General features: G+C 30.7%; 28 protein-coding genes. 7 read left to right on the forward strand and 21 right to left on the reverse strand.

The window, feature by feature from the left end:
• Positions 1-13: 13 nt before the first annotated feature.
• From JAO71_RS08725 to JAO71_RS08770, 10 genes are all read right to left on the reverse strand, one after another.
• A complete protein-coding gene (locus tag JAO71_RS08725; RefSeq protein WP_203000279.1) occupies positions 14-1,546 on the reverse strand; it encodes a cryptochrome/photolyase family protein in 1,533 nt (510 codons plus the stop codon).
• 50 nt (positions 1,547-1,596) lie between these two features.
• Positions 1,597-2,910 carry a DASH family cryptochrome gene (locus JAO71_RS08730; protein ID WP_203000288.1) on the reverse strand — a complete coding sequence of 438 codons (1,314 nt, stop codon included), beginning with the start codon at positions 2,908-2,910 and terminating at the stop codon, positions 1,597-1,599.
• Positions 2,880-3,032 (reverse strand): DUF2256 domain-containing protein, encoded by a 153-nt coding sequence (locus JAO71_RS08735; RefSeq protein WP_082395967.1) that lies wholly within the window; start codon positions 3,030-3,032, stop codon positions 2,880-2,882. The genes JAO71_RS08730 and JAO71_RS08735 overlap by 31 nt, the downstream gene beginning before the upstream one ends.
• Entirely contained in the window at positions 3,025-4,449 is a 1,425-nt protein-coding gene (locus tag JAO71_RS08740; RefSeq protein WP_203000290.1) for an SDR family oxidoreductase, read from the reverse strand. The genes JAO71_RS08735 and JAO71_RS08740 overlap by 8 nt, the downstream gene beginning before the upstream one ends.
• Before the next feature lie 80 nt (positions 4,450-4,529).
• Positions 4,530-5,159, reverse strand: coding sequence for a flavin reductase family protein (locus tag JAO71_RS08745; protein WP_203000300.1), 630 nt, complete (start codon positions 5,157-5,159; stop codon positions 4,530-4,532).
• Positions 5,160-6,470, reverse strand: a complete 1,311-nt coding sequence (locus tag JAO71_RS08750; RefSeq protein ID WP_028291368.1) for an ABC1 kinase family protein — start codon at positions 6,468-6,470, stop codon at positions 5,160-5,162. It abuts the gene before it with no gap.
• Positions 6,471-6,541: 71 nt separating this feature from the next.
• Positions 6,542-7,198, reverse strand: a complete 657-nt coding sequence (locus JAO71_RS08755; RefSeq protein WP_116824467.1) for a TetR family transcriptional regulator C-terminal domain-containing protein — start codon at positions 7,196-7,198, stop codon at positions 6,542-6,544.
• Positions 7,199-7,386: 188 nt separating this feature from the next.
• Positions 7,387-7,998, reverse strand: coding sequence for an arsenate-mycothiol transferase ArsC (locus JAO71_RS08760; protein ID WP_116824468.1), 612 nt, complete (start codon positions 7,996-7,998; stop codon positions 7,387-7,389).
• A 229-nt stretch (positions 7,999-8,227) separates the two neighbouring features.
• Positions 8,228-8,698, reverse strand: coding sequence for a DUF6428 family protein (locus JAO71_RS08765; RefSeq protein WP_116824469.1), 471 nt, complete (start codon positions 8,696-8,698; stop codon positions 8,228-8,230).
• 34 nt (positions 8,699-8,732) lie between these two features.
• Positions 8,733-9,062 (reverse strand): ArsR/SmtB family transcription factor, encoded by a 330-nt coding sequence (locus JAO71_RS08770; RefSeq protein WP_054850669.1) that lies wholly within the window; start codon positions 9,060-9,062, stop codon positions 8,733-8,735.
• A gap of 143 nt (positions 9,063-9,205) precedes the next feature.
• On the opposite strand from JAO71_RS08770, the gene JAO71_RS08775 reads away from it, so the two are divergent.
• Positions 9,206-10,054 (forward strand): DUF2911 domain-containing protein, encoded by an 849-nt coding sequence (locus tag JAO71_RS08775; protein WP_116824470.1) that lies wholly within the window; start codon positions 9,206-9,208, stop codon positions 10,052-10,054.
• Between the two features lie 52 nt (positions 10,055-10,106).
• Here JAO71_RS08775 and JAO71_RS08780 read toward each other — a convergent pair whose 3' ends face one another.
• From JAO71_RS08780 to JAO71_RS08800, 5 genes are all read right to left on the reverse strand, one after another.
• Positions 10,107-10,307, reverse strand: a complete 201-nt coding sequence (locus JAO71_RS08780) for a helix-turn-helix transcriptional regulator (protein WP_028291374.1) — start codon at positions 10,305-10,307, stop codon at positions 10,107-10,109.
• The gene (locus tag JAO71_RS08785; RefSeq protein WP_116824471.1) at positions 10,297-10,770 is read right to left on the reverse strand and encodes a hypothetical protein; all 474 of its coding nucleotides are present in this window, start codon (positions 10,768-10,770) and stop codon (positions 10,297-10,299) included. Before JAO71_RS08785 ends, JAO71_RS08780 begins: the two co-directional genes overlap by 11 nt.
• Before the next feature lie 163 nt (positions 10,771-10,933).
• Complete coding sequence (locus JAO71_RS08790; RefSeq protein WP_028291375.1) at positions 10,934-11,563, reverse strand: hypothetical protein; 630 nt, start codon at positions 11,561-11,563, stop codon at positions 10,934-10,936.
• Positions 11,564-11,680: 117 nt separating this feature from the next.
• Positions 11,681-13,129, reverse strand: a complete 1,449-nt coding sequence (locus JAO71_RS08795; protein WP_116824472.1) for a glyceraldehyde-3-phosphate dehydrogenase — start codon at positions 13,127-13,129, stop codon at positions 11,681-11,683.
• Between the two features lie 152 nt (positions 13,130-13,281).
• Positions 13,282-14,694 (reverse strand): trypsin-like peptidase domain-containing protein, encoded by a 1,413-nt coding sequence (locus JAO71_RS08800; protein WP_028607114.1) that lies wholly within the window; start codon positions 14,692-14,694, stop codon positions 13,282-13,284.
• A gap of 125 nt (positions 14,695-14,819) precedes the next feature.
• Here JAO71_RS08800 and dapF point away from each other — a divergent pair, with 125 nt between their 5' ends.
• From dapF to JAO71_RS08825, 5 genes are all read left to right on the forward strand, one after another.
• Positions 14,820-15,599: a diaminopimelate epimerase gene (gene dapF / locus JAO71_RS08805; RefSeq protein WP_203000302.1), complete on the forward strand. Its 780-nt coding sequence runs from the start codon at positions 14,820-14,822 to the stop codon at positions 15,597-15,599.
• On the forward strand, positions 15,593-16,126 hold the full coding sequence (locus tag JAO71_RS08810; protein ID WP_203000305.1) for a GNAT family N-acetyltransferase: 534 nt from the start codon (positions 15,593-15,595) through the stop codon (positions 16,124-16,126). Before dapF ends, JAO71_RS08810 begins: the two co-directional genes overlap by 7 nt.
• Positions 16,116-17,159: an endolytic transglycosylase MltG gene (mltG, locus tag JAO71_RS08815; RefSeq protein WP_028291380.1), complete on the forward strand. Its 1,044-nt coding sequence runs from the start codon at positions 16,116-16,118 to the stop codon at positions 17,157-17,159. The genes JAO71_RS08810 and mltG overlap by 11 nt, the downstream gene beginning before the upstream one ends.
• A 4-nt stretch (positions 17,160-17,163) precedes the next feature.
• Positions 17,164-18,072: a DUF2279 domain-containing protein gene (locus tag JAO71_RS08820; RefSeq protein WP_215906980.1), complete on the forward strand. Its 909-nt coding sequence runs from the start codon at positions 17,164-17,166 to the stop codon at positions 18,070-18,072.
• 106 nt (positions 18,073-18,178) lie between these two features.
• Positions 18,179-18,844: a hypothetical protein gene (locus JAO71_RS08825; protein WP_028291382.1), complete on the forward strand. Its 666-nt coding sequence runs from the start codon at positions 18,179-18,181 to the stop codon at positions 18,842-18,844.
• On the opposite strand, the gene JAO71_RS08830 is transcribed toward JAO71_RS08825, so the two are convergent.
• Genes JAO71_RS08830 through dnaA form a run of 3 tightly spaced genes read right to left on the reverse strand, consistent with a single transcriptional unit; the run spans position 18,841 to position 21,475 of the window.
• The gene (locus JAO71_RS08830) at positions 18,841-19,557 is read right to left on the reverse strand and encodes an SAM-dependent methyltransferase (protein ID WP_203000307.1); all 717 of its coding nucleotides are present in this window, start codon (positions 19,555-19,557) and stop codon (positions 18,841-18,843) included. The two genes, JAO71_RS08825 and JAO71_RS08830, sit on opposite strands and share 4 nt — an antisense overlap.
• 19 nt (positions 19,558-19,576) lie before the next feature.
• On the reverse strand, positions 19,577-20,035 hold the full coding sequence (locus tag JAO71_RS08835; RefSeq protein ID WP_203000309.1) for a low molecular weight protein-tyrosine-phosphatase: 459 nt from the start codon (positions 20,033-20,035) through the stop codon (positions 19,577-19,579).
• A 12-nt stretch (positions 20,036-20,047) separates the two neighbouring features.
• The gene (gene dnaA, locus JAO71_RS08840) at positions 20,048-21,475 is read right to left on the reverse strand and encodes a chromosomal replication initiator protein DnaA (RefSeq protein WP_028291385.1); all 1,428 of its coding nucleotides are present in this window, start codon (positions 21,473-21,475) and stop codon (positions 20,048-20,050) included.
• A 190-nt stretch (positions 21,476-21,665) separates the two neighbouring features.
• Here dnaA and JAO71_RS08845 point away from each other — a divergent pair, with 190 nt between their 5' ends.
• A complete protein-coding gene (locus JAO71_RS08845) occupies positions 21,666-22,064 on the forward strand; it encodes an acyl-CoA thioesterase (RefSeq protein ID WP_028291386.1) in 399 nt (132 codons plus the stop codon).
• Between the two features lie 2 nt (positions 22,065-22,066).
• On the opposite strand, the gene JAO71_RS08850 is transcribed toward JAO71_RS08845, so the two are convergent.
• The 3 genes from JAO71_RS08850 to JAO71_RS08860 are packed head-to-tail and all read right to left on the reverse strand — an operon-like array spanning position 22,067 to position 24,150.
• On the reverse strand, positions 22,067-22,672 hold the full coding sequence (locus JAO71_RS08850; RefSeq protein ID WP_203000311.1) for an IMPACT family protein: 606 nt from the start codon (positions 22,670-22,672) through the stop codon (positions 22,067-22,069).
• Positions 22,673-22,675: 3 nt separating this feature from the next.
• On the reverse strand, positions 22,676-23,539 hold the full coding sequence (locus tag JAO71_RS08855; protein WP_203000313.1) for a DMT family transporter: 864 nt from the start codon (positions 23,537-23,539) through the stop codon (positions 22,676-22,678).
• Positions 23,539-24,150, reverse strand: coding sequence for an HAD family hydrolase (locus tag JAO71_RS08860; protein ID WP_203000315.1), 612 nt, complete (start codon positions 24,148-24,150; stop codon positions 23,539-23,541). Before JAO71_RS08860 ends, JAO71_RS08855 begins: the two co-directional genes overlap by 1 nt.
• Between the last annotated feature and the right edge of the window lie 61 nt (positions 24,151-24,211).

The following is a 24,211-nucleotide window of genomic DNA, read 5'->3' on the forward strand; positions in this document are numbered from 1 at the left end:
ATCGAGATGATTTTTAAAAACTATCAGGATTTTCAATAATTTGTTGTGCTTTTTGTTTAATTGCACTTACTTGTTTTGCATCCATTTTATCTAATAGACTGTACATCATTTTCATCCTGAAATTATTGTCCAATTGTGGGCGTTTATCGTCAAGAAAATTCCAATACAAACTATTAAAAGGACAGGCTTTGTCGCCTAATTTTTCTTTTTTATTATAATAACAAGAGTCACAATAATTACTCATTTTATTAATATAGCTTCCGCTAGAGACGTAAGGTTTGGTAGCTATTTTTCCGCCATCAGCAAACTGACTCATTCCTCTTGTGTTTGGTAATTGAACCCACTCTACAGCATCTACATAGATACCCAAATACCATGCGTCAACATCATCAGGATTAATTTGCGCTAGTAAAGCAAAATTACCTGTTACCATTAACCGTTGGATATGGTGTGCGTAACCATTATCTAAACTATTGGTTATGGCTTGTTTTAGGCAATTCATTTTTGTATTTCCTGTCCAGAAAAAAGCTGGTAAAGTATTAGTGTTTTCTAGATGGTTAAGTGTTTTGTATTCTGGCATTAAAGCCCAATACATGCCACGCATATATTCTCTCCAACCAATAATTTGTCTAATAAAACCTTCTACTTGGCTAATTGCTATGTCTTGACCATGTTTGCGCCAATAATTTAATACAGTATCGACTACGTTTTTAGGAGAAATTATTTTAAGGTTAATTGCAAACGATAATCTAGAGTGAAATAAATAGACTTGGTCAGTGTGCATAGCATCTTGGTAGTCGCCAAAATGAATCAATAGTTCTTCGCAGAAATATTTTAATTGGTCTAAGGCTTGTTCTCGGTTTATAGGATAGCTAAACGTTTTTGTTTCAAATTTACCAATGGTTTTAACCTCTTGCTTGTTTAGCAAAGTAACGATATCGTTTACCTTATTTTTATAATATTTATAACTTGGTATAGGATGCTCTCCTTTCCATTTATTACGGTTACTTTTATCGTAATTCCATTTGCCACCTTCAGGTTGGTCTGCAACCATTAGTATATCGTGTTTTTTACGCATGTCACGATAAAAGTTTTCCATTAAGTATTGTTTTTTACCTTTAAAAAACTGTTTTAAATCATGACGTTTGGTATAAAAATGCTCTGTTGAAACCGATTTAGTTTTAATGTCTAATGAGTTACTGAAATTTGATAATTGTTGATCCAAACGATACTCATCTGGTAATTGATACTCAAAGTTTGTAATGCTATGTTGTTTTATTAAGTAGTTAAGATTACTTGTTAAATCTTGCGTATTGTTTTTATCGTCAAGCTTAAAATATATCACTTCAAACCCACTGTTTTTTAAGTGGTTTGCAAAATCACGCATGGCAGCAAAAAAGCCAATTACTTTTTGGATGTGGTGTTTAACGTAGTCGGTTTCTTGACGCATTTCAAATAAACAATACGTGATGTTGTCAGGATTATCTTTATACCAACTGTGTTTGCTGTTAAGTTGGTCGCCAAGTATTAGTCTTAGTGTTTTCAAATGGTAAGTGTGTGTTAATTAATGATTACAGCTTGAGTAAAATACAATAACTAAAACAGAGTATCTTGTAACCATAAGCGTTGGTATTTTCCATTGGCATCGTAACGTTGGGCTTGAAGCTTGACATTAAAAACACGATCTCTAGGATCGTTACCAACACCTGCTACGTATATCCAATTTCCGTAGTTGCTGTGTACATCATAATCTATAAGTAAACTTTCAAAATAACTAGCTCCAATGCGCCAATCCAGTTGTAAAGATTTAGCAAAATAGCTAGCCACATTTTGACGACCACGATTACTCATCCAACCTGTTTTTTTAAGTTCAATCATATTGGCATTTACAAAAGGTTCTGGTGTATTGCCATCAATCCATTGTTGTATTTTACTTGAGTTAGAAGACCAAGAGTATTGTTTTTGTAATATGCCTTCTAATTTAAATATATGGTTGCCATGTTTTAAAGAGACGTATTTAAAATAGTCACGCCAAATCAGTTCAAAAATTAACCAATACGTCGATTGATTTTTAAAATGAAGTTGCTCAAAGCGCATGACTTCAAAATAAATTTGCTTAGCAGATAAACTTCCATTAGCTAACCAAGGCGAAAATTTGCTACTAAAATCTGTACCAATCAATCCGTTTCGCGTTTTTTTATAAAAGCCTAATTTTTTAGTTTTAAAAAAATAATTATTTAAACGCTTTAACGCTTCGGTTTGTCCTCCTTTAAACGGAAATGCATTGTTAGGTTGTGATGTAATGGACTCCAATCCTAAATCGTTTAAATCAGGAATAGTAGTGTTGTTGGTAATGTTTGTATTTTTCGCTTTCGCTGAAATTACCTCAGTTATAGGTCTGACCTTACAATGTTTTTCGCACTGTTTTCTAAATTGTGTAAAAACATTTGGCAAAGCTTCCGTTTGAAACGGAATATCCTCTGGATGAAATAAAAATTGATCAAAATCATCATTAAAAGTTACCGATTTTGGACAAGACCCTTTGACTTGGTTTATAACCGAAACTTCTTCTGAAGTCCATTCTTTCTGATAATAAAAATCAGTAATAGGATAGTCTTTAATTAAATTTGAAATGGCACGTTCTGGAGTTTCCGTGTAAACGAATAAAGGAATATTTAATTTGTCTAATTGTATTTTTAAATCTTTTACGGTTTCAATTAAAAACTGAGCTCTAAAACGCTCTGTTTTTTTAAAACCATAAGTTGTAGTTGCAAAATCTCTTGGATCAAAACAATAAATTGCCAGTACAGTTTCGCTATTATTTAAAGCTTTTGTTACCGAAATGTTATCGTGAGTTCTTAAATTATTTTTAAACCAAATTAGACTGGTTTTGTCTTGTTTGTTCTGCATTTTTGACTACAATATTTTACGTTCTCCCAATTCTTTTCCCATTTTTTTCTCCAACTAAATGGAAGCCCACAGGTTATACAGTTTTTAGATGGTAAATGTTGTTTTTTTACTCCTTTAGGCATTAGCTATTTTGTTAATCATACCTTTAAAAATAAAACCATGAAACGGTAAAACACTATACCAATACAATCTTCCTGCTAATCCACGAGGTCTAAATGTGGCACGTTGGTAGACTTTACCTTTTGCAACTTGAAACTCTAACCAAGCTTCTCCAGGTAATTTCATTTCGGCAAAAAGGATTAACCTTTTTTGGTCTTTATCTGCTAATAATACTCGCCAAAAATCTAATGCATCACCAGTTTTAATATCTGTTTTATTAGTACGTCCACGACGTAAACCAATACCACCAACAAGTTTGTCTAAAAAGCCTCTAATTTTCCATAAAAATGTACCATAATACCAACCGTTTTCTCCACCAATAGCCCAAATTTTTTCCAGAGTACGTTGCTCGTCAAGGACCTTTTGCTCTTTGATGTCTTTAAAGCAACCATGTTTTGGTACTTTAAGGTATTTAGTTGAAGCTCGTTTTTTAAATCGACTATTAATTAGTGCATCTTTCCAGCTTGAGATAATCTCATTACCTTCAATTTTAGCAAAAGCATATTTTATGGCTTTTTTGTAGCTTACTGGTTGAATATCTAAAATAGAATTGATATTACTTTTTTGACCAATTATTTCTATTCCCATACTATTTACCAATGATGATGCTAGTTTGTATGATGTTGAGGTTACGAAATATAACCAATAACTAGATAATTTTGGTGTCATTATTGGAACCGTTAATATGTAACGTTTAAGCTTTCTAGCTTCAGCAAATTGTAGTAGCATTTGCTTATAAGTCATGACTTCTGGTCCAAAAATATCGTGAGAGGTGTTATATAATTCGGTTTTACCTAAACCTTTAGTTAAAAATGCTAATACATCTCTGACACCAATAGGTTGTGTTTTTGTGTTTAGCCATTTTGGAGCAATCATTATAGGTAGTTTTTCGACTAAATCTCTAATAATTTCAAAACTAGCGCTACCAGATCCAACAATTATACCTGCTTTAAAAACGGTTAAAGCATAATGCTTGGATTGTAAAGTAGTTTCGACATTTTTTCTAGATAATAAATGTTTAGATAGTTTAGTGTCGTTTGTAATTCCGCTTAGGTAAATAACTTGTTTAACATTAGTCGTTTCAATATAATTTTTGAAATTTACAGCACAATCTTCTTCCATTTTATGAAACTGATCTACAGAATTTGACATAGAATGTATCAAATAATAAGCTGCATCAATATCTTTAGGAATATTAGTAAGTGTTTCTGGTTTTAAGAAATCAGCCTCAACAATATGAAGATTGTCTTCTTCAGGATATTGACGTTCGGTTCTTAATTTTCCTCTTACTGCACAAACAACAGTGTGACCTTGCTCTAGTAGTAACGGAATAATGCGCTTACCAATGTAGCCTGTTGCTCCTGTTACTAATATTCTCATGGTTTTAATTTTATATGGTTTGTTGTTCTTGATGTAATTTTTTATTCTTTAAAAATTACTAGAACTGACGTTGTGTCTTTCTATAGTTTTTCTTTCTTTTTTGGTCTTTGGTATTCTAAACGTTTTTCAAGTTTTGGTATGGCATAACCATCTAAACCATTAATTGCAGCAATATTGGCTTTAGATAAGTTTACAAAACCATCATCTTCCAATAGATTATCCTTAATATACACTCCGTTTATTTTACCTATAACAAGTATGGTATTATTTGCTTTAATAATGTAGTCTTCAACAAAACTCATATCAAGTTGTAAAGGTGAATTCTTTACAAAAGGAGCAGGACAATCATCTTTATATTCTGCTTGTAAATTGGTTACATCAAATTCAGAAATAGTACTATCATATTTAGCTGAGGTATGATGCGCATCTTCAAAATTATTTAACTGGATAGGGTTTATTGTGTATTTACCAGTCGTTTTAATATTATCATAGGTATTTCTAGTTACAGTTGTTGGTCTACAAAAAAAACCAAGCAAAGGTGGATTGCTGCCAACATGTGTTACAGAACTAAAAACTGCTACATTTTCTTGACCATCTGCAGATTTTGTACCAATTAAATTAGCGCTTTTAAACCCTGAGCAGCTATTTATTAAATTTATTTTAAATAAATGCTCAAGGTTATCGATGTCTTGTCTGCTAAAATATGCCATTTAAAGATTTTTGAAATTGTTAATTTTTATGTCTTTTGCTTTTAAATCAAACATTAAATTGTACAATCCAAAAAAGGTTCTGTTTATATAAATGAAATGCTTAGACCCTCTGTTTCCGTTCATTTTTTTAAGTTCAGTACTTTTACTGTAGCGTTGTCCCATTTCTGAAATAGCATTGAAAAATTCTGGATCAGAAAAATCAAAAGTTTCTTCATGAAATGGTTTAGTGAACAAGCTTAATAACTCATGAAACATTGCCGAGAAAAACGCTAGTTCTTCTTCAGAATCGTCTTTTCTTAATATTTCTAATTCGTACATTGTGTCTGTAAACAACGTTTTGTTGTTAATAACATTTGGCTTAGCAAGTTCAAAATAAGGAACGTAAAACTCTTCCGGAACAGTTTTCATGCAACCAAAATCTAAAGCAATTAAATCGCCTGATTTAGACACCAAAAAGTTTCCAGGATGAGGATCTGCATGTACTTTTTTAATAACATGCATTTGATACATGTAAAAGTCCCAAAGGGCTTGCCCCAAAATATTGGCTTTGTTTTGATCTGTATTGTAGGCAGTAAATTCTGATAAATGCTCACCTTCCATCCAATCCATTGTGATGATTCTTTCTGAAGATAAATCTTCATAATACTCAGGGAATTTAAGATTAGGTATGTGCTTGCAAGCCTCTACAATTGCTTTACTTTGTTGAACTTCTAGAATGTAATTGGTTTCTTCAACTAATTTATTTTCAACTTCTTGAAAGTATTTATCCGAGTCTTTACCTTTAATATTAAACATTTTAATAGCAATAGGTTTTACCAAAGCCAAATCTGTAGCAATGCTATCTGCAACACCTGGATATTGAATTTTCACAGCAAGTTTTTTCCCATCCTTTTCGGCTAAATGCACTTGGCCAATACTGGCTGCATTTACAGAATTAAGATTAAAAGTGTCGTAAATTTGGCTTGGTAGTTTCCCGAAATACTTTTTAAATGTTTTGCTAACTAAAGGAGCTGATAATGGCGGAACAGAAAATTGTGCTAAAGAAAACTTCTCCACGTAAGCTTGTGGTAAAATGCTTTTTTCCATGCTTAGCATTTGAGCAACTTTTAATGCACTTCCTTTAAGCTGTTTTAAACTATCATAAATGTCTTCAGCATTATTTTTGTTGAGTCTATCTTTAGCTTCAGCTTCAGTTTTGGTGATTTTGTCACCATAATATTTTATATAATTAACACCAACTTTTGCACCTGTAGTTACCAGCTTGGTCGCTCTAGATATTTTTGATGTTGGTATTTTGTCTATTGTTTTCAATAGTTTTAAATTTAAATGGGTCGATACTTAAAATAGTATCCTACAACACACTCTAATTATGAGTGTTATAATTAACTTGTTTTTACCTTTTCTTTAAAAATGAATTTCCCGAAGTCAATTAAACTTTTTAAAGGAGCAATGTTTAATACATCAAAGCTTGTGTTAACAGATTTTTCTATAAATATGTCTGTTTTTTCAAATGAAGCAGAAGTGTCATCCATCCAAAACTTTAAAGTTAATAGCAATTGAAGCCAAGCAGTTTCGGTTAAACCTTTGTCTTGTATTTTATTTAATTGCTCTTGTTTAACATCAATTAATTCTATATCTAAATCTTTAATGTAATGTGTGAAACTTGTTTTTAGACCTGATAATATTTTATAATTTTTTAAGCTGTTTTTATGTTGATGTAAAGCATAAATCACATAACTTCTGTTGGCTGTTAGGTTTTCAAAAAAAGTGAAGTAGAAGCTTAATAGTTTATTTCTTGGCTCAAAATTAGCATAGTCCTCGCTTGCTTCAAGCGCTTTGTGTGTATTATCAAAAAAGGCTTGAAAGATACCTTTTTCAATAGCTTCAAAATTACCAAAGTGTTCATAAAACTTAGCTTCGTCAAAATTATTTTGCTTTGCAAAAGCATAAATACTTTTAGGTTTATGATTGTGTTCAAGGACGTAATCCATGTAAAATGAGATAATGTCGTTTGAGCTAATTGTCTTTTTTTTTGCCATCATGTAAAATTTGATGGTATAAAGATACAAAATGTTTAACGATATTTTAATATGGTTAAACAAAATTTAACAAGACTTTGTGTGACCTTCAATTTGTGAGGTGAATTTTTGATATAAAAAAACATCCTAAATTAGCTTGTAAGAAGCTATTTTAGGATGCTAATGTAGATTTATATAAATAATATGTTTTAGGCGATTGCTTTGTTGAAAATATATTTCATTTCAGTAGCAATTTGTGTAGATCGCTCTAGATATTTTTCATCTTGTAACTCTGTATTATCGTATGCTTTAGGATCTTCAAATGTAATTGGTATGCGTTTTTCTGCTCCAGCAATAAATGGACAGCCACCATCTGCTTGAGAGCACGTCATTATTGCAGCAAAATTAGAGGTTGGATTAAATGTATCGTCATATGTTTTAGAAAATCCTATAATTGGCAGGCTATTATCATCAAATTTAATACTGTAAACAGGATTGTTGCTTTCGGCAATTATTTTAATATCAAAGCCTGTTTTAGCCAATGTATCTGCTACTTTAGGAAACAATGCTGTCGCTTCTGTACCTCCAGAATAACAAGCCACTTGGTTAATCTTAAAATAGTCTGCCATGACTTGTGCCCAAATTTGAGATAAATGACTACGTCTTGAGTTGTGTGTACAAATAAAATTAATGTTTATGGGTTGTTTAGTCGCTTTTTTATCTTTAATAAAATCTATTAACGGTTGTAAAACAGTTTTACGTTGATCTGTTATAGTTTCAATAGTTAACGTGCTTATATAATCTTTGATTTTTGTGTTCATTTTAAATGAATTTTAGATACCAATAATTTTATTTCGTCTTTACAATATGATGTTATCAAGCCTAACACCATTTAATTGTTCTATTTTTTCTTTGTAGCCAATTTGTCTAAAATTATTATTTGTGTGCAATTTTAAACTAGCTATGTTATTAGGCATTATACTGGCTTGTAAGCTCCAGATGTAACAGTGTCAAGCCTACTTTTTTAAATGGTTTATTTACTTGTGTAGTTTAACAACATCCAGATCCAGGCGCACAAGAGTTACCTGCTTGTATTTCAGAAAATTGTAATTTTTGTTTTGGCTCAGGTATACCACATTTGTCTTTAGCTAAACAGTCTGTTACTAATGACGTTAACTTAAATGTATTGTCTTGAAACTCTATTCCGAATTTTTGAATTGTTTGTTCGCCTTGAAATTCTACTTCAATATCTAAACCTTCTAGATTAAAAATGTTTTCAGATAATTGAATGATATTAACCAATTTTTCAGGATGTAATCTATGATCATAATCATCTGCATTCCATAACTGAAAATTTACCTTTTTTTCTTGTCTTTCTGTACCACCACAGTCTATAAAATTTTTGGTAACTAGTCCCACTTCCGTGACATGAAAGTGACTTGGTACTAAGCTACCATCAGGTAATGTAAATGAAATAGTGTCTAATTTTGATAAGTGTGTTTTAATTTCTGATAATGTCATAATTTGTGTTTTTATTATGATTAATGTATTGGTATTAGCAACAAGTATTACTGTTTAAATCGTTGTCCAAAAATCCGTTTAATATGGTTTTCATTGCAGTCCAATTGTCTGTGTCAATACAATAACAAACACTTGTACCTTCAATAGTACCCTGAATTAAACCTAATTTTTTTAATTCTTTTAAATGCTGAGAGATTGTAGGTTGTGCCAAACCTATTTCTTCCACTAAATCACCACAAACGCAAGTATTAATTTTAAATAAATGCTGAATGATTGCAACTCTTGCAGGATGCCCAAAAGCTTTTGCAAATAGAGCAATTTGATTTTGTGAATCTGAAAATTTTTCGGTTTTAACTAATCCCATTTTTATTTTATTAATTTGTACATCGCAATATTACGATTAATATATTAATTAGAAAAATTCTCTACTATTATTTTAAGGTTTTATTAACAAACAAGGTTGTAGTTATGCTTAATTTTACGTTAATAAAAATCAAAAATATAACCATGAAAAAATTATTTACACTAATTATGGTATTGACAGTGTCTTTTGCTGTTAATGCACAAATTGAAACGCCTCAACCTAGTCCGTTTCAAAAAATAGAACAAAAAGTTGGTCTTACAGATGTAACTTTAGAATATTCAAGACCATCTATGAGAGGTCGTGAAATATTTGGAAACCTAGTTCCTTTTGGAAAATTATGGAGAACAGGAGCAAATAATAATACAATAATTAACTTTGGTAGTGATGTTACAATAGGAGGAAAGGCTTTAAAAGCTGGATCTTATGCTGTATTTACAATCCCTAACAAATCTAGTTGGAATGTTATTTTTTATAGTGATACAAATAATTGGGGAACACCAAAAACATTAGACGAATCTAAAGTTGTTGCAAAAGTATCTGCAGAAGTTTATAACTTACCTATGGATATTGAAACGTTTACAATATCATTTGACGATTTAACTAACGATTCAGCAATGTTAGGTATCATGTGGGAAAAAGCATATGTTGCTGTTAAAATTGATGTAGCAACTGATAAAACTGTTACAGATGCTATTAATAAAACCATGAATGGACCTAGTGCTAACGATTATTATGCTTCTGCACGTTACTATTTAGAATCTGGTAAAGATATTAAGCAAGCGGTTACTTGGATGAACAAGGCTATTGATATGTCTAAAGATTCTCCTAAGTTTTGGTGGTTACGTCAACAGTCTTTAATTAACGCTAAAGCTGGCGATAAAAAAGGTGCGATTAAAGCTGCAAAGCAGTCTTTAGAGTTGGCAACTAAAGCAGGTAATGCTGATTATGTAAAAATGAATACAGACTCATTAAAAGAATGGGGAGGAATGTAATCTAAAGATTATAAAATATAAAAAGTGCAATCCATTGGGTTGCACTTTTTTTTTAATCTATTTCTTCAAGTTCAAAAATATCATGAACAGAAACGTTAAATACTTTAGATAATTTTAAAGCTAAAACTGTAGACGGTACGTATTTGTTTTTTTCCATAGCATTTATGGTTTGTCTACTAACGCCTATTTTATTTGCTAAATCTGCTTGTGTTAAATTATGAATAGCACGATGTACTTTAATTTTATTCGTCATAATTTCTAGATTTATATTTAAGAAAATTAAAACGTATTATAAAAAATAATAAAGGTGTAAACATGTTAAAAATTAAAACTTCAAAAAAGGTCATATTGTATACTAATACAATTGCAAACATTAAAACTATATAATTAAATATAATAGCCCAAACTAAAGATGTTTTTCTTAATTGAAAAATAAATTCATCTTCTATTTTCTCTTTACTAAATCCTACCATTAAACCACCAACAATAATTAGTATTGCAACAATTTCATCTAAAATACCATTTTCGATTATTTTAAAGAAACCATTGTTACTGTCAAATAAGCTATCAGAATTATACAAAACCAATACATTAGTTTGTAATAATTCACCATCTAAAATAGTTTTGTAAAATACAATTCCTGTTAGTAAGCCTAATATTAAAATTACCCATCCTATTACTTTATAGTTGTTTGATAAAAGATAATGTGTTTTCATGTCTAAATTTTTTCATGTTTCAACAAATGTAAAGTTTATTTTACATTTAGACAAGTTTATGTGTCTTTTTTGCAGTCCTAACAGTTTGATAATTTCAATTTTGAGCATAAAAAAACTGTAAAAATTAATTTACAGTTTTAAATTGTCATACTTAAATAGCTAATTAACTATTCCTGTTTTTATTGATTTCATCTTGAAGTTGACGTCTAACTTTTTGTTCTCGCTCTAGCGCATTACGTCTGTGTTCTTCAAATTCGTTTTCTGTTTCTTCTAATTTTAACTTAGCTTCTTTAGTAACAGAATTACTGTTTTTAAATTTATAAATAAAGAAGAATAAAAATGCTAATAAACCACCAATAATAGACCAAAGTAAAGTATTGTAACCAGTTTTACTCATTTGTAAACCTAGTAAAGACATATTGTCTTTTTCAATATTGGTTTCTTTTAAGTCTGTTTTTGTATTTGATAAGTTACTTTTTAATTTGTCAATTTCTTGAGTTTGAGATAGTACTTTATTTTGAGTGTCTAATAATTCTTTTTTTAATGCGTTTACAGAGTCTAATGTGTGTGATTTTATTTTGGCAACCCACTCGTTTCTTATAACTTCAAAGGATTGTCCGCGTTGATCTCTCCAATTAGTAGACTTTTTAGTAAGGTATTCAAATTGATTTTCAAGCGTACCAGAGTCTAAAGATAGTTTGTCATCATCTTCATTAGTTTGTGCTTGTGTTGTAATAGTAAATGAAAATAAGAAGATAAAAACTGTTGCTAATAATAATTGTGTGTGGCGCATTGTATTGTATTTGTTGTCTATCGCTTTGCGAAAATATAAAAAATAGGGTTTAAAAATAACAAAAAGCCTCACAAATGCGAGGCTTTTATATATACGACTGTAAATACTATTTAGATGTTAATAGTAAGTAAAACGTCTAACTTTAGCAATATATTTTGCTAACCTAATGACTTGATGACTGTAACCATACTCATTATCATACCAAACATAAACGATTGCATTTTTACCATCTTTTCTAACTATAGTAGCTTTACTATCATAAATAGAAGGCGCAGAGCTACCAATAATATCACTTGATACTAGCTCATCACTCATTTCGTATTTAATTTGCTCGACTAAATCACCTTCTAAAGCATACTTTTTAATAGTAGCATTTATACTGTCTAAAGATGTTTTGGTGCTAAGTTCTAAATTTAAAATAGCTAAAGATCCATTTGGTACTGGTACACGTATTGCGTTTGATGTTAATTTACCTTCAAAACTTGGTAATGCTTTAGAGACTGCTTGTCCAGCTCCAGTTTCGGTAATAACCATATTTAAAGCAGCAGCACGTCCACGTCTGTACTTTTTATGGAAATTATCTACTAAATTTTGGTCATTAGTGTAAGCATGTATAGTTTCTAGGTGTCCACTTTTAACACCATAAGTATCTTCCATTGCTTTTAAAACAGGTGTAATGGCATTGGTTGTACATGACGCAGCAGAGAAAATATCTATTTTGTCAGGATCGTTTTGTAAATGGTTGACACCATAAACAATATTAGGTATTCCTTTTCCAGGTGCTGTTAATAAAACTTTGTCTGCTCCAGGAGAATTTTTTAAACGTGTTAAAGCTTCTTTATCTCTAAAGACACCAGTGTTATCAATAATTAAAGCGTTGTTAATACCATACTTTGTATAGTCAATATCTTCCGGTTGGTTGGCCGAAATAATTTTAACCGTTGTACCGTTAATAATTAAAGCTTCGTTTTTTAAATCTGTAGTTACAGTTCCAGAAAAATCACCATGTACAGAGTCATTACGTAATAATGCAGCACGTTTTTCTAAAACAGTAGCATCGACTTTACCACGTGTTACAATTGCACGTAAACGTAATTGACTACCTTTTCCAGTACGTGTCATTAACTCTCTTGCAACCAAACGTCCAATACGTCCAAAACCATAAAGTACTACGTCTTTTGGTTTAATATCTTTAGTCTGACTAGCTCCTTTTAATTTAGTCGAAACAAATGCTAATGCATTGCTGTATTTTTTTTCTTCTAAATGATACTCGTAAGTTAATTTACCAATATCCAATTTAGCAGGTGGAACATCTAAAGTTTGAATAGCTTGTGCAATTTCAACCGAATCGAATATAGAGATTGGTTTTTGAACAAATTCTCCAGCATATTCATGAAGGTTTAAAATTTCGGAAACATTTCTATCAATTAACTGATTTCTAAAAATCACTAATTCTATAGATTTGTCATACCACAAATCGCTAACAATTTTAATAAATTCGACTGTAGCACGTCGTCTGTCTGCTTGAAACGCTAATTCGTTTTCGTAAGTTTCGTTTATGGACATTTTAAATTATTTAGTATGTGTTGTTAATTTAGACTTCTAAATTTTCGGCAAAAGTATAGATTTCAAACGATTTCGTAAAGTAAAAAGTGTAAAAAATAAAAAAGCTCTTAATTTTCAAAATTAAGAGCTTTTTCTAGCAAAGCAATCAAGGATTATCTTAGTCCATAACGATTAGTTTCTCCTTTTGAGTTTATAAGCTCAATACTTAAAGGTTGATAGGTATCTCTATTGTTTAATATAGCTTCTACATCTTCAATACTATTAACTTTTTTGTTATTAATAGCAGTAATAATATTGCCTTCTTCTATACCTTCACTTCTTAAATATTGACCATAACTACCGTTTATCCTCAAAATTTTTACACCATTATCCGTTTTATATTTTTTTAAATCTTCGGGTTTAGCCTCTTTAATAACACCTATAAATGGTAAAACAAAGGTATTGTTTTTAAGTAATGTGACTTGTACATTTTTAAGTTGGTCATCACGAAGTAAAGTAATGTTTACAACATCATTTGGACGTTTAGAGTCTAAAAAACCTCTAAGATCACTAAATTTTCTGATTTTAATATTATCTATTTTCTTAATAATATCTCCACTTTTTATACCTGCAACTTCTGCACCTGTATCTTCCTCTACATCATCAACATAAAAACCTTCTGTTTCACCAATGCCCAGTTTTTCCGCGAAAGCGCTATTTAAAGAACCTCCAGAGACACCTAAAATTCCATTTTGGACATTACCAAACTCCATAATATCTTGCACTACCTTTTTAGCAATATTACTTGGTACAGCAAAGGAGTAACCAATATAAGATCCCGTTTGAGACGATATAGCAGTATTAATACCAATTAACTGACCAGCAGTATTAACTAAAGCACCACCAGAATTTCCTGGATTTACAGCAGCATCAGTCTGAATAAAAGACTGCGTGCTACGACCACTTAAGTCTCTAGATTTGGCACTTATAATTCCTGCTGTTACTGTAGACGTAAGGTTAAACGGATTTCCGACAGCCAAAACCCATTCGCCAATTTTAGCAGTATCACTATCGCCAAAAGTGGTGTATGGTAATTGCTCATCACTTTCTACTTTAAGTAAAGCAATGTCTGTTTTTGGATCTGTACCAACAATTTTTGCTTCTAATGTACGGTTATCATTAAGTGTAATGCTTAATTGTTCAGAGTCTTCAATAACATGATTATTAGTAATAATATAACCATCTGGCGATATTATAACTCCGCTTCCAGTACCTAACTGTCTTTTTTGTGGTACACGACCATAAAACAAGTCTTGTAAAGTGGGTTGTGCAGTATTTAAAGCCACGTTTTTAACGTGTACTACAGCATGCACAGTTTGATCTGCAGCAGTGGTAAAATCTATACCTTCAGCAGCAGCTAAAGTAGTGGTTGTTGTGTTGTAATTGGTAGGTAAAAAAACAGGATCATCCTGTGTGTTTGTATTTGCAATTTTCGGTTCTTCTTTTTCAAGAAAGGTTTTGTATGTTCCTAGGGTAATTGCACCTCCTAATACCGAAACTAAAACCAAAGTTAACATCTTCTTCATAAAAAACTTAGTTTAGATTTATTAGATAACGATTAAAATTAATTAATTATTGAATGTCAATTTCAACTTTAACGACGTTTTAACAACTGAAAAAACTTATATTTGTCATTCAATTTAGTACACCAATGACATTAATTTTTTATAAATATCAAGGCACAGGTAACGACTTTGTCATGATTGATAATAGACAGCAAATTTTTGATAAAGACGACACCAAATTGGTCGCATTTTTATGTGATCGTAAATTTGGAATAGGAGCAGATGGTTTGATTTTACTAGAAAATCATCCTGAAGTTGACTTTAAAATGGTGTATTACAATGCAGACGGAAACCAAAGTACTATGTGTGGTAATGGAGGACGTTGTTTAGTCGCTTTCGCGGAATTTTTGCAGGTTGTTAAACATGAGACTACTTTTGAAGCCATTGATGGATTACATTATGCCAAAATCCAAGACAATTTAGTCCATTTACAAATGAAAGATGTAGACAGTATAGATACCTTTGATACACATCAATTTTTAGATACAGGATCACCACATCACGTTCAGTTTGTTAAAGATATTGCTAATTTTGATGTTAAAACCGAAGGTGCAAAAATTAGATACGGACAACCTTATAATCAAGCAGGAACTAACGTCAACTTTGTCCAGCAAGAAAATGAGGATACGTTTACTGTTAGAACTTACGAAAGAGGAGTAGAGGACGAAACCTTATCCTGTGGTACAGGTGCAACTGCAGTTGCAATAGCTATGCATGATTCTGGAAAAAGTACAGCTTCACAATTAAATTTAAATGTACCAGGAGGACAATTAAAAGTATCTTTTAAAAAAGATAATGATACCTACAAAAAAGTCATGTTAATTGGACGAGCAACACAAGTTTTTAAAGGCACAATTACATGTTAACATTAACAGGTAAACATATATATTTACGTGCTTTAGAGCCCGAAGATTTAGCATTTATCCATACTATTGAAAATGACGAGTCTATTTGGGAAATAAGCAATACCATTACACCTTACTCTAAGTATCTAATAAAACAATATTTAGATAATGCTCATAAAGATATTTTTGAAGTTAAGCAATTACGTTTAGTCATTTGTAATAACAATCATGAAGCTTTAGGTATGATTGATGTCTTTGATTTTGATTATAAAAACAGAAGAGCAGGTATTGGTATTTTAATTAAACAAACGCAAGACAGAGCTAAAGGTTATGGTAAAGAAGCGGTACAATTGCTATGTAATTATTGCTTTAAGCATTTAGATTTACACCAATTATATTGTAATATCAGTGAAGATAATACTGCAAGCTTAGCCTTGTTTAAAAATCAGGGATTCAAAGAAATAGGTTTAAAAAAGGATTGGAATTTTTTAAACGGACAATACAAAAACGAATATTTATTTCAATTAATTAATACCAATGTATATTAAAAAAATTTTAGTAGCTATAGCATTAATTGGCTTAGTGGTAGCTGCCTATTTTGCCTACTTTATTTACGGAGCCATGTTTAAACAAAACACAGCTTTTAATAACGATCAAGCATTTATATATGTGCCAACTAATGCAAGTTATGATATGGTTAGAGCACAATTAGAACCATTATTAAAGGATATAGACAGTTTTGATGCTTTAGCCGAACGTAAAAAATACACTACTAATATTAAAGCTGGTCGTTTTGCAATTGATAAAAACATGAGCAATAATGATATTATAAACTCTATTAGAAGTAAAAACTTACCATTAAAATTAAGTTTTAATAATCAAGAGCGTATTCAGAATTTAGCTGGTCGTATTGCTCAACAAATAGAACCAGATAGCCTAAGTTTACTTCAAGCTATGACAGATAAAGCGTTTATGGATAAGCATAAGTTTACTAAGCAAACGGTTTTAAATATGTATGTGCCTAATAGCTATGAAGTGTTTTGGAATACTTCAGCTGAAGGGTTTAGAGATAAAATGTTAAAAGAATATTTCCGATTTTGGAATCCTTCCAGACAAGCCAAACGAAAAGCTTTAGATTTATCGGTTAATGAGGTTGTAACCATTGCATCTATAGTTCAAAAAGAAACTGCAAAAGTGGACGAAAGACCAAGAGTAGCAGGAGTTTACTTAAACCGAATCAAAAAAGGTATGCCTTTACAAGCGGATCCAACGGTTATATATTCAAAAAAATTAAAAGAAAACGATTTTGATCAAATCATAAAACGTGTATTATATAAAGATCTTGAAATAGATTCGCCTTACAACACTTATAAATACGCAAGTATTCCTCCAGGACCTATAACAATGCCAGATGTTTCTGCTATTGATGCAGTCTTGAATGCAGAAGATCATGATTACTTTTATTTTGTTGCTAATGTTAAAAACTTTGGTTACCATAAGTTTGCCAAAACACTTAGCCAACATAATGCAAATAAAAACGAATATGTACGTTGGATCAATAGTCAAGGTGTAAATAGATAATTGATTGATTAAATTTTTCACACTTGCTTTTTGTCTTTGTTTTATTTTTACTGCTGCAGCACAAACCAAAACAGCGTCTTTTTTTAAACCAAGTGATACATTACATACTAAAAGGCGTAAATCCGTTATAATAACAGAGGCTAGTTTAGCCTCATTATCTATTATAGGTTTAAATACATTATGGTATTCTGACTATAAACGCTCTAAATTTCATACAACTAATGATAATTCTGAGTGGTTTAAAATGGATAAACTAGGTCATAGTTTTACTGCTTATCAATTAGGACGTTTTGGTGCTCAAACTTTAAATTGGAGTGGTGTTTCCAAAAAAAATCAATTGATTTATGGTGCAACTTTAGGTTTTTCTTTTTTGACTGCAGTCGAAATTTTAGATGGTTTTTCATCAGAATGGGGATTTTCTTGGGGAGATTTTACTGCTAATGCAGCAGGTGCAGGCTTGTTTATTGGACAAGAACTGTTATGGGATGAGCAACGATTGCAATTAAAGTATTCGTTTAGTCAAAGTCCATATGCAAATCAAAATCCAAATAAATTAGGAAATGGTTTATTAGAAGAAATTTTAAAAGATTATAATGGTCAAACCTATTGGTTAAGTGCTAATTTACAGTCATTTTATAAAGACAGTAAGATACCTAAATGGTTAAATTTAGCAGTTGGTTACGGAGTCGATGGATTACTATATGGCAATGAAAATTTACAGAATGTGAGTTTTCCTAATCAAAAAAGAACCAAACAATTCTATTTAAGCTTAGATATGGATTTAACAAAAATAAAGACTAATTCTGTCTTTTTTAAGCAGTTTTTTAACATAATTAATGTGATAAAAATACCTTTTCCAACACTTCAAATTAATAGTAAAGGTAAGCTAAAAGGACACTTAATTTACTTTTAACATAAGTTAACATATTGATTTTCAGTATTATTAAAATTGTTGTATATTTGCACGCTGAAATTTAAGTCTATAGATTATTAAAAAACAGACTTTTAAATCAATACAAATGAAAAAAAATATTGGAAAGTTATTATCCCTAGCATTTACAATATCAATTTTACTAATCGTTGTATTTTATAATACAACTGAAAATGTTAAATTAATAGATAAAATTGAAACTGACAAGGTTGACTTTGAAAATATAGAACACAAAGAGATTGCTTCTAATTTACAATCTTACCAGTTACCAGAGTTTAGTCCTGAATTAGGAAAAACGTTTACTGGTTTTAAAGAAGCCTTAGGTTTTAAAGAATCGCAAAACGATTACTTTAGAGTTAACCAATTTGGATATTTAGGTAAATATCAATTTGGAAAAGGTACATTAAGATTGATAGGTATTTATCATCCACAGTACTTTTTAAGCAATCCAGAATTACAAGAAAAAGCATTTATAGCTAATGCGCAACGTAATAAATGGGTTTTAAGACGTGATATTAAACGTTTTAAAGGAAGTTACATCAATGGTATTAAAGTAACCGAATCTGGAATATTAGCTGCTGCGCATTTAGCAGGTCCAGGAAATGTAAAAAAATACTTAAGAAGTTACGGTCAAAATGGTTTTGCTGATGCTAATGGTACAACTATTAGACATTACTTAAAAAAGTTTTCTGGCTATGATACGTCTTTGATTAAAGCTTCAAAACGAGTAAAAGTAGAGTACGATAGAGCTTAAAAGCTAGGTTTATGAATTATAAATAGTGTTGGTCTTTTATGTAGGTCAACACTATTTTTTTTCCATTGACTGGCTGTTTTTGTTTTAATTAATTCAGTTGGCAAGGTAATGTCACAAGCGACGCATATTTCTGTACTATCACTTAAAGTGTTACATAAATCTTCCATAAATTTATTATTTCTGTAAGGTGTTTCAATAAAAGATTGTGTTTGATTATGCTCAAAACTTAAACGTTCTAGACGTTTTATTTCAGATTTTCTTTCATTTTTATCAATTGGCAGATACCCATTAAAAGCAAAGCTTTGTCCATTCATCCCAGAAGCCATCATAGCTAATAGGATAGAGGATGGTCCAACTAAAGGTACAACTTGTATGTTGTTTTTATGGGCTAAACTAACAATGTCAGCTCCTGGATCTGCAATACCAGGACAACCAGCGTCAGATAATAATCCCATATTTTGTCCTTCTAAACAAGGTGTAATAAAATTTGGTAAATCTTGTGGCTCAGTATGTTTATTTAACTCAAAAATGGTAAGGCTTGATTGTTGTTTTTCTGGAGCAATGCTTTTTATAAACTTTCGACCTGCTTTAGAGTTTTCTACAACAAATGTATCTAAACTGTCTACAATAGTCTTGATTTGAGCTGGTAGTACTAAAAACGGATTAGAGTCTCCTAAGGTGTTTGGTATTAAGTATAATTTACCTTTAGTCATGGTCGTTTAAAGTATTTAATTAGGTGTTACTATTTAGAGTTGAGCTTATTTTTTGACAAGCATCATTTAATAAAGTATACACTTTTTCAAAACCATTGTTTCCTCCATAGTAAGGATCAGGAACATCAAGGTTTTTATTAGGAAAGCTTTCGTTTAAAATTAGCTTTACTTTTGATTTGTCTATTTCGTTTTCAGCTAAATCTAAAATATTATCATAGTTTGAGTTATCCATAGCATAGATAATATCAAAATCTAAAAAATCTTGTTTTGTAAACTGTCTAGCACGTTGTTTGGTAATGTCTATATTGTGTTTTTGTGCAGTAGTAATAGATCTTGGATCTGGTTTATTACCAATATGATAGCTACTTGTGCCTGCTGAATCTACGATGTATGTATTGTCTAACTTTGATTTTAAGATACCTTCAGCTAGAGGAGAACGACAAATGTTTCCTAAGCATACCATTAAAATTTTAGTCATTTTGTAATATATTTATACTGTAAGCTTCTTAGTTAAATCCTCAACGTATTTTTTAAATTGCTTGTCTGTAGCTGATAAGTTGTCTACAGTTTTACAAGCGTGTAATACAGTTGCATGATCACGTTTACCAATTTGAGATCCAATACTAGCTAATGATGCCTTGGTTAGTTTTTTTGCAAAAAACATAGCCAATTGTCTAGCTTGAACAATGTGACGCTTTCTAGTTTTAGATTGTAGTGTGTCTACATCCATTTGGAAATAATCAGAGACTATTTTTTGAATGTAATCTATAGAAACTTCTCGTTTAGTATTTTTAACAAATTTTTCTACAACCTGCTTTGCTAACTCAATATTAACTTCTTTTTTATTGAAAGACGATTGGGCAATAAGCGATATAATAGCACCTTCAAGCTCTCTAATATTAGATTTAATGTTTTTAGCAACATAGTTGATAATATCTTCAGGCATCTCTACACCATCACGATATAATTTGTTTTTTAAAATAGAAACTCTGGTTTCAAAATCAGGAGTTTGTAACTCGGCTGAAAGTCCCCATTTAAATCTCGATAATAAACGTTGTTCAATATCTTGCATGTCCACAGGAGCTTTGTCACTAGTTAAAATAACTTGTTTTCCATTTTGGTGCAAGTGGTTAAAAATATGGAAAAACACATCTTGTGTTCCTGATTTTCCTGATAAAAACTGAACATCATCAATAACCAATACATCTATTAATTGATAAAAATGTATAAAGTCATTACGGTTGTTCTTTTTTACAGAGTCTATATATTGTTGCGTAAATTTTTCAGCAGAAATATATAATACTGTTTTTTCAGGATATTTATCTTTTATATCCACACCTATAGCATGTGCTAAGTGTGTTTTACCTAATCCAACACCACCAAATATTAATAACGGATTAAAAGAAGTTCCTCCTGGTTTTGCAGATACAGCTAAACCAGCACTACGTGCTAAACGGTTAGAGTCACCTTCTAAAAAGTTATCAAAATTATAGTTAGGATTAAGTTGAGATTCTATTTTTACGTTTCTAATTCCTGGAATTATAAACGGATTTCGTAATTCGCGATTTTTGTTATTAAGAGGTACATCTACATCCTGAGACTTTACAGCACTTCTATTAGAACTCGGAATTTTTTCTGTAAACGGTTGTTTGTTGCCATACGTGTTTTCCATTTTAATAATGTAAACCAGTTTGGCAGTATCGCCTAACTCTTTAGTTAAAGACACTTTTAACAACTTTACGTAATGCTCTTCTAGCCATTCGTAAAAAAATTTACTTGGGACCTGAATGCTTAAAGCATTATCTGCAAGTTTTACCGCTACAATAGGTTCAAACCATGTTTTGTAAGCTTGTGGTTGGATATTATCCTTTATAAAAAGTAGACAGTTATTCCAGACCGATTGCGCAGTTATACTCATGTTAATTTTAAAATATATTAAATGTTAGTTATTTTTGCCTGTATAGCGATTAAGACAACTTAGTTTCTAAGCGTGGCAAATATGTGAACAAAAAACGTAAAAAAAAAATGATTTACTATTGAATATTCAGTTTTTTTTCCTCATGTTAGTTTAGGCAATCAAGCTACAAAAAATAATTAGATAAATGAGTATAAAACAAGATGAAATTGAAATAAGAGTGCGATATTCTGAAACCGATCAAATGGGTGTCGTTCATCATGCGAATTACGCATTATATCTAGAATTAGCTAGAATTGAGTGGTTAAGAAAATTAGGGATTTCTTATAAAAAAATGGAAGAGGAAGGTGTTGGTTTACCAGTGGTATCTTTATCCGTAAATTATAAAATTCCTATCCTTTATGATGACGTAATTACGGTAAAAACCAAGCTGAAACAAATGCCTACAGCACTGGTAGAGTTTGAGTATGAAATTGTTAATAAATCAGGTCAAATTTTAAGCACAGCAAGTGTGATTTTGGCATTTTTAAATATGAAAACAAAACGACCAACTAGACCTCCAAAATATTTTTTAGAAGCTTTAAAAAATTAATATTACAAAATTTTGATGTCAACTTTGTAAATCGAGTCAAATATTGATTTTATAGATTCGGCCTCTTTTTTTCTAACCGAAATTGTTATTTCACAGTTTAATTCTAATTTTTGATTGATAATATTTAAGCTTTTTTCTTTAATAACCCTCATGACTTTGTTCATTAAATCATATTCACAAGTAATTAAATAATCAATATTTATAGTACGCTCAATTATATTTGATGCTTCTAAGGCTAATTGTGCACCTGTGCGATAAGCATTAATTAAACCACCAACGCCAAGTTTAACACCTCCAAAATAGCGTACTACTACAATTAAAACGTTTGTAACTTCAAAAGATTGTATTTGACCATAAATTGGCATTCCAGCACTATTGCTAGGCTCACCATCATCATTAGCTCTGTAAGCAATGGTTTCGGTCCCGATTTGATAGGCATAACACCAATGTCTAGCCTGATGGTGTTGTTTTTTTAAATCCTCTAGATGCTGTTTAATTTCATCTTCTGTAGTGACAGGATAGGCATAGCCAAAAAACTTAGAGTTTTTGTCTTTAAATAAAACCTCTTCACTGGGTTTAGTAATAGTTTTATAAACGTCTGCTTCCATAAATTAAGCTGAAGTTACCAAAAGTATAGCAATTACAGCAACACCAATGCCTATCCAGTTTTTAAGCAATAAACGTTCTTTAAAAAAGAGTAGACCTAATAAGGTAGATAACATTACAATTGATACATTATTAACTGTAAATATTGTCGAACTTTCAAAATTATCAGCATTTAATGCTTTAAGTAAAGTGTAGATGGAGTAGTAGTTAACTATTCCTAAAATAAAACCAGATATTAAACTTTTAGGATCAAATGTAAATTGTTTTTGTATCGCTTTCGCGGAAAGCATGCCTATACCAATTAATCCTGCAATTAAAAAAATTGAGGCAGAGAAGATAGGAATACCATTTTCTGGTACAAAAGTAGTTTCGACATATTTTATTGTGGTATCTATAGTACCAGAGCCCAAAAATAGTAACAACGGAAGCCATAGGCTTTTAATCGAAAATTTTTCGTTGGATTTAGCTTTTAATGAGGCTAGATAAACAGCCACTAAAGCTAATAATATACCCAATGCTTTTTGTAAGCCTAAGTTTTCATTGTAAGCAAATAGTCCAAAAATAATAGGAATAACGACACTCATTTTACTTGCAACCGAAGCTACAGATAAGCCTAAGCGTTGCGCTGTTAATGCCATAACATTAAATATTGTAACAAATAAAAAACCTAAAAATATGGCTCCAAAAAACCATTTCGATTGTATTACATCTGTAACAACAATTGGTGCTTCATAACTTAATATTCCACAAGCAAATGCTGTAAAATAATTGAAGACAATAGTTTGTAAAGTGTTTATGTTTTGCTTTCCTACAACTTTAAAAATGACAAAAATTAGTGTCGATGCACAAATACTAAGAATTAAAAACATTAAAACAATTCTTTTTTAATGGTGAATAGATCTAGGATATCTTCGGTTTTGGGGTCGTTATTCCAAACATTAATTCCTAATTTATTTGCAGTTACTGTATTTTCTTTTGTATCGTCAATAAACAAACATTCTTCAGGTTTTAATTTGTTTTCGTTTAAAACAAAGTTAAAAATATCTGTATTTGGTTTACGTAACATGATTTGGTGTGATAAATAGAATTTATCAAAGCATGCTTTAAAATCTTCGTAAAACGGAATGTGTTTTTTAATACAGTCTATATGCAACTCATTGGTGTTGCTTAATAGTATTAGTTTGTAATTTTTGTCTTTGGCTAATTGTTGTATAAATTCTAATCGTTTTGATGGAAAATCACAAATAATATAATTCCAAGCATCAATTAATTCTTTTTTTGAAAGTTTTGGAAAGTTGTTTAAATAAAAATCTAAAAACTCGGTAGTCTCCATTAAGCCTTGTTCATAAAGTGCGTTTATAGCAATAAGTTCTTCTGACAGTTCATTGATTTCAAAAAGCTCTAAGGCGTTTTTCATTGCACCTTCTTTATCAAGATTGATAAAGACATCTCCAAAATCGAATATAATTGTTTTGATCATTTACTTTAGTTTTAAACAAATGCAAATATCTTATTTTTATATTCAATCAGTCGTGTATTTT

This window comes from Olleya sediminilitoris (genome assembly GCF_016785945.1).
GTDB classification, from domain to species: Bacteria; Bacteroidota; Bacteroidia; order Flavobacteriales; family Flavobacteriaceae; genus Olleya; species Olleya sediminilitoris.

Coding starts and splice junctions, on each gene's coding strand:
- JAO71_RS08800 (WP_028607114.1), bottom strand. CDS start 14,694: ATGAAGAAGATGTTAACTTTGGTTTTAGTTTCGGTATTAGGAGGTGCA.
- JAO71_RS08730 (WP_203000288.1), bottom strand. CDS start 2,910: ATGCAGAACAAACAAGACAAAACCAGTCTAATTTGGTTTAAAAATAAT.
- JAO71_RS08795 (WP_116824472.1), bottom strand. CDS start 13,129: ATGTCCATAAACGAAACTTACGAAAACGAATTAGCGTTTCAAGCAGAC.
- mltG (WP_028291380.1), top strand. CDS start 16,116: ATGTATATTAAAAAAATTTTAGTAGCTATAGCATTAATTGGCTTAGTG.
- JAO71_RS08830 (WP_203000307.1), bottom strand. CDS start 19,557: ATGACTAAAGGTAAATTATACTTAATACCAAACACCTTAGGAGACTCT.
- JAO71_RS08860 (WP_203000315.1), bottom strand. CDS start 24,150: ATGATCAAAACAATTATATTCGATTTTGGAGATGTCTTTATCAATCTT.
- JAO71_RS08855 (WP_203000313.1), bottom strand. CDS start 23,539: ATGTTTTTAATTCTTAGTATTTGTGCATCGACACTAATTTTTGTCATT.
- dnaA (WP_028291385.1), bottom strand. CDS start 21,475: ATGAGTATAACTGCGCAATCGGTCTGGAATAACTGTCTACTTTTTATA.
- JAO71_RS08850 (WP_203000311.1), bottom strand. CDS start 22,672: ATGGAAGCAGACGTTTATAAAACTATTACTAAACCCAGTGAAGAGGTT.
- JAO71_RS08780 (WP_028291374.1), bottom strand. CDS start 10,307: ATGACGAATAAAATTAAAGTACATCGTGCTATTCATAATTTAACACAA.
- JAO71_RS08735 (WP_082395967.1), bottom strand. CDS start 3,032: ATGCCTAAAGGAGTAAAAAAACAACATTTACCATCTAAAAACTGTATA.
- JAO71_RS08785 (WP_116824471.1), bottom strand. CDS start 10,770: ATGAAAACACATTATCTTTTATCAAACAACTATAAAGTAATAGGATGG.
- JAO71_RS08825 (WP_028291382.1), top strand. CDS start 18,179: ATGAAAAAAAATATTGGAAAGTTATTATCCCTAGCATTTACAATATCA.
- JAO71_RS08835 (WP_203000309.1), bottom strand. CDS start 20,035: ATGACTAAAATTTTAATGGTATGCTTAGGAAACATTTGTCGTTCTCCT.
- JAO71_RS08745 (WP_203000300.1), bottom strand. CDS start 5,159: ATGGCATATTTTAGCAGACAAGACATCGATAACCTTGAGCATTTATTT.
- JAO71_RS08810 (WP_203000305.1), top strand. CDS start 15,593: ATGTTAACATTAACAGGTAAACATATATATTTACGTGCTTTAGAGCCC.
- JAO71_RS08755 (WP_116824467.1), bottom strand. CDS start 7,198: ATGGCAAAAAAAAAGACAATTAGCTCAAACGACATTATCTCATTTTAC.
- JAO71_RS08770 (WP_054850669.1), bottom strand. CDS start 9,062: ATGGGATTAGTTAAAACCGAAAAATTTTCAGATTCACAAAATCAAATT.
- JAO71_RS08765 (WP_116824469.1), bottom strand. CDS start 8,698: ATGACATTATCAGAAATTAAAACACACTTATCAAAATTAGACACTATT.
- dapF (WP_203000302.1), top strand. CDS start 14,820: ATGACATTAATTTTTTATAAATATCAAGGCACAGGTAACGACTTTGTC.
- JAO71_RS08760 (WP_116824468.1), bottom strand. CDS start 7,998: ATGAACACAAAAATCAAAGATTATATAAGCACGTTAACTATTGAAACT.
- JAO71_RS08790 (WP_028291375.1), bottom strand. CDS start 11,563: ATGCGCCACACACAATTATTATTAGCAACAGTTTTTATCTTCTTATTT.
- JAO71_RS08775 (WP_116824470.1), top strand. CDS start 9,206: ATGAAAAAATTATTTACACTAATTATGGTATTGACAGTGTCTTTTGCT.
- JAO71_RS08740 (WP_203000290.1), bottom strand. CDS start 4,449: ATGAGAATATTAGTAACAGGAGCAACAGGCTACATTGGTAAGCGCATT.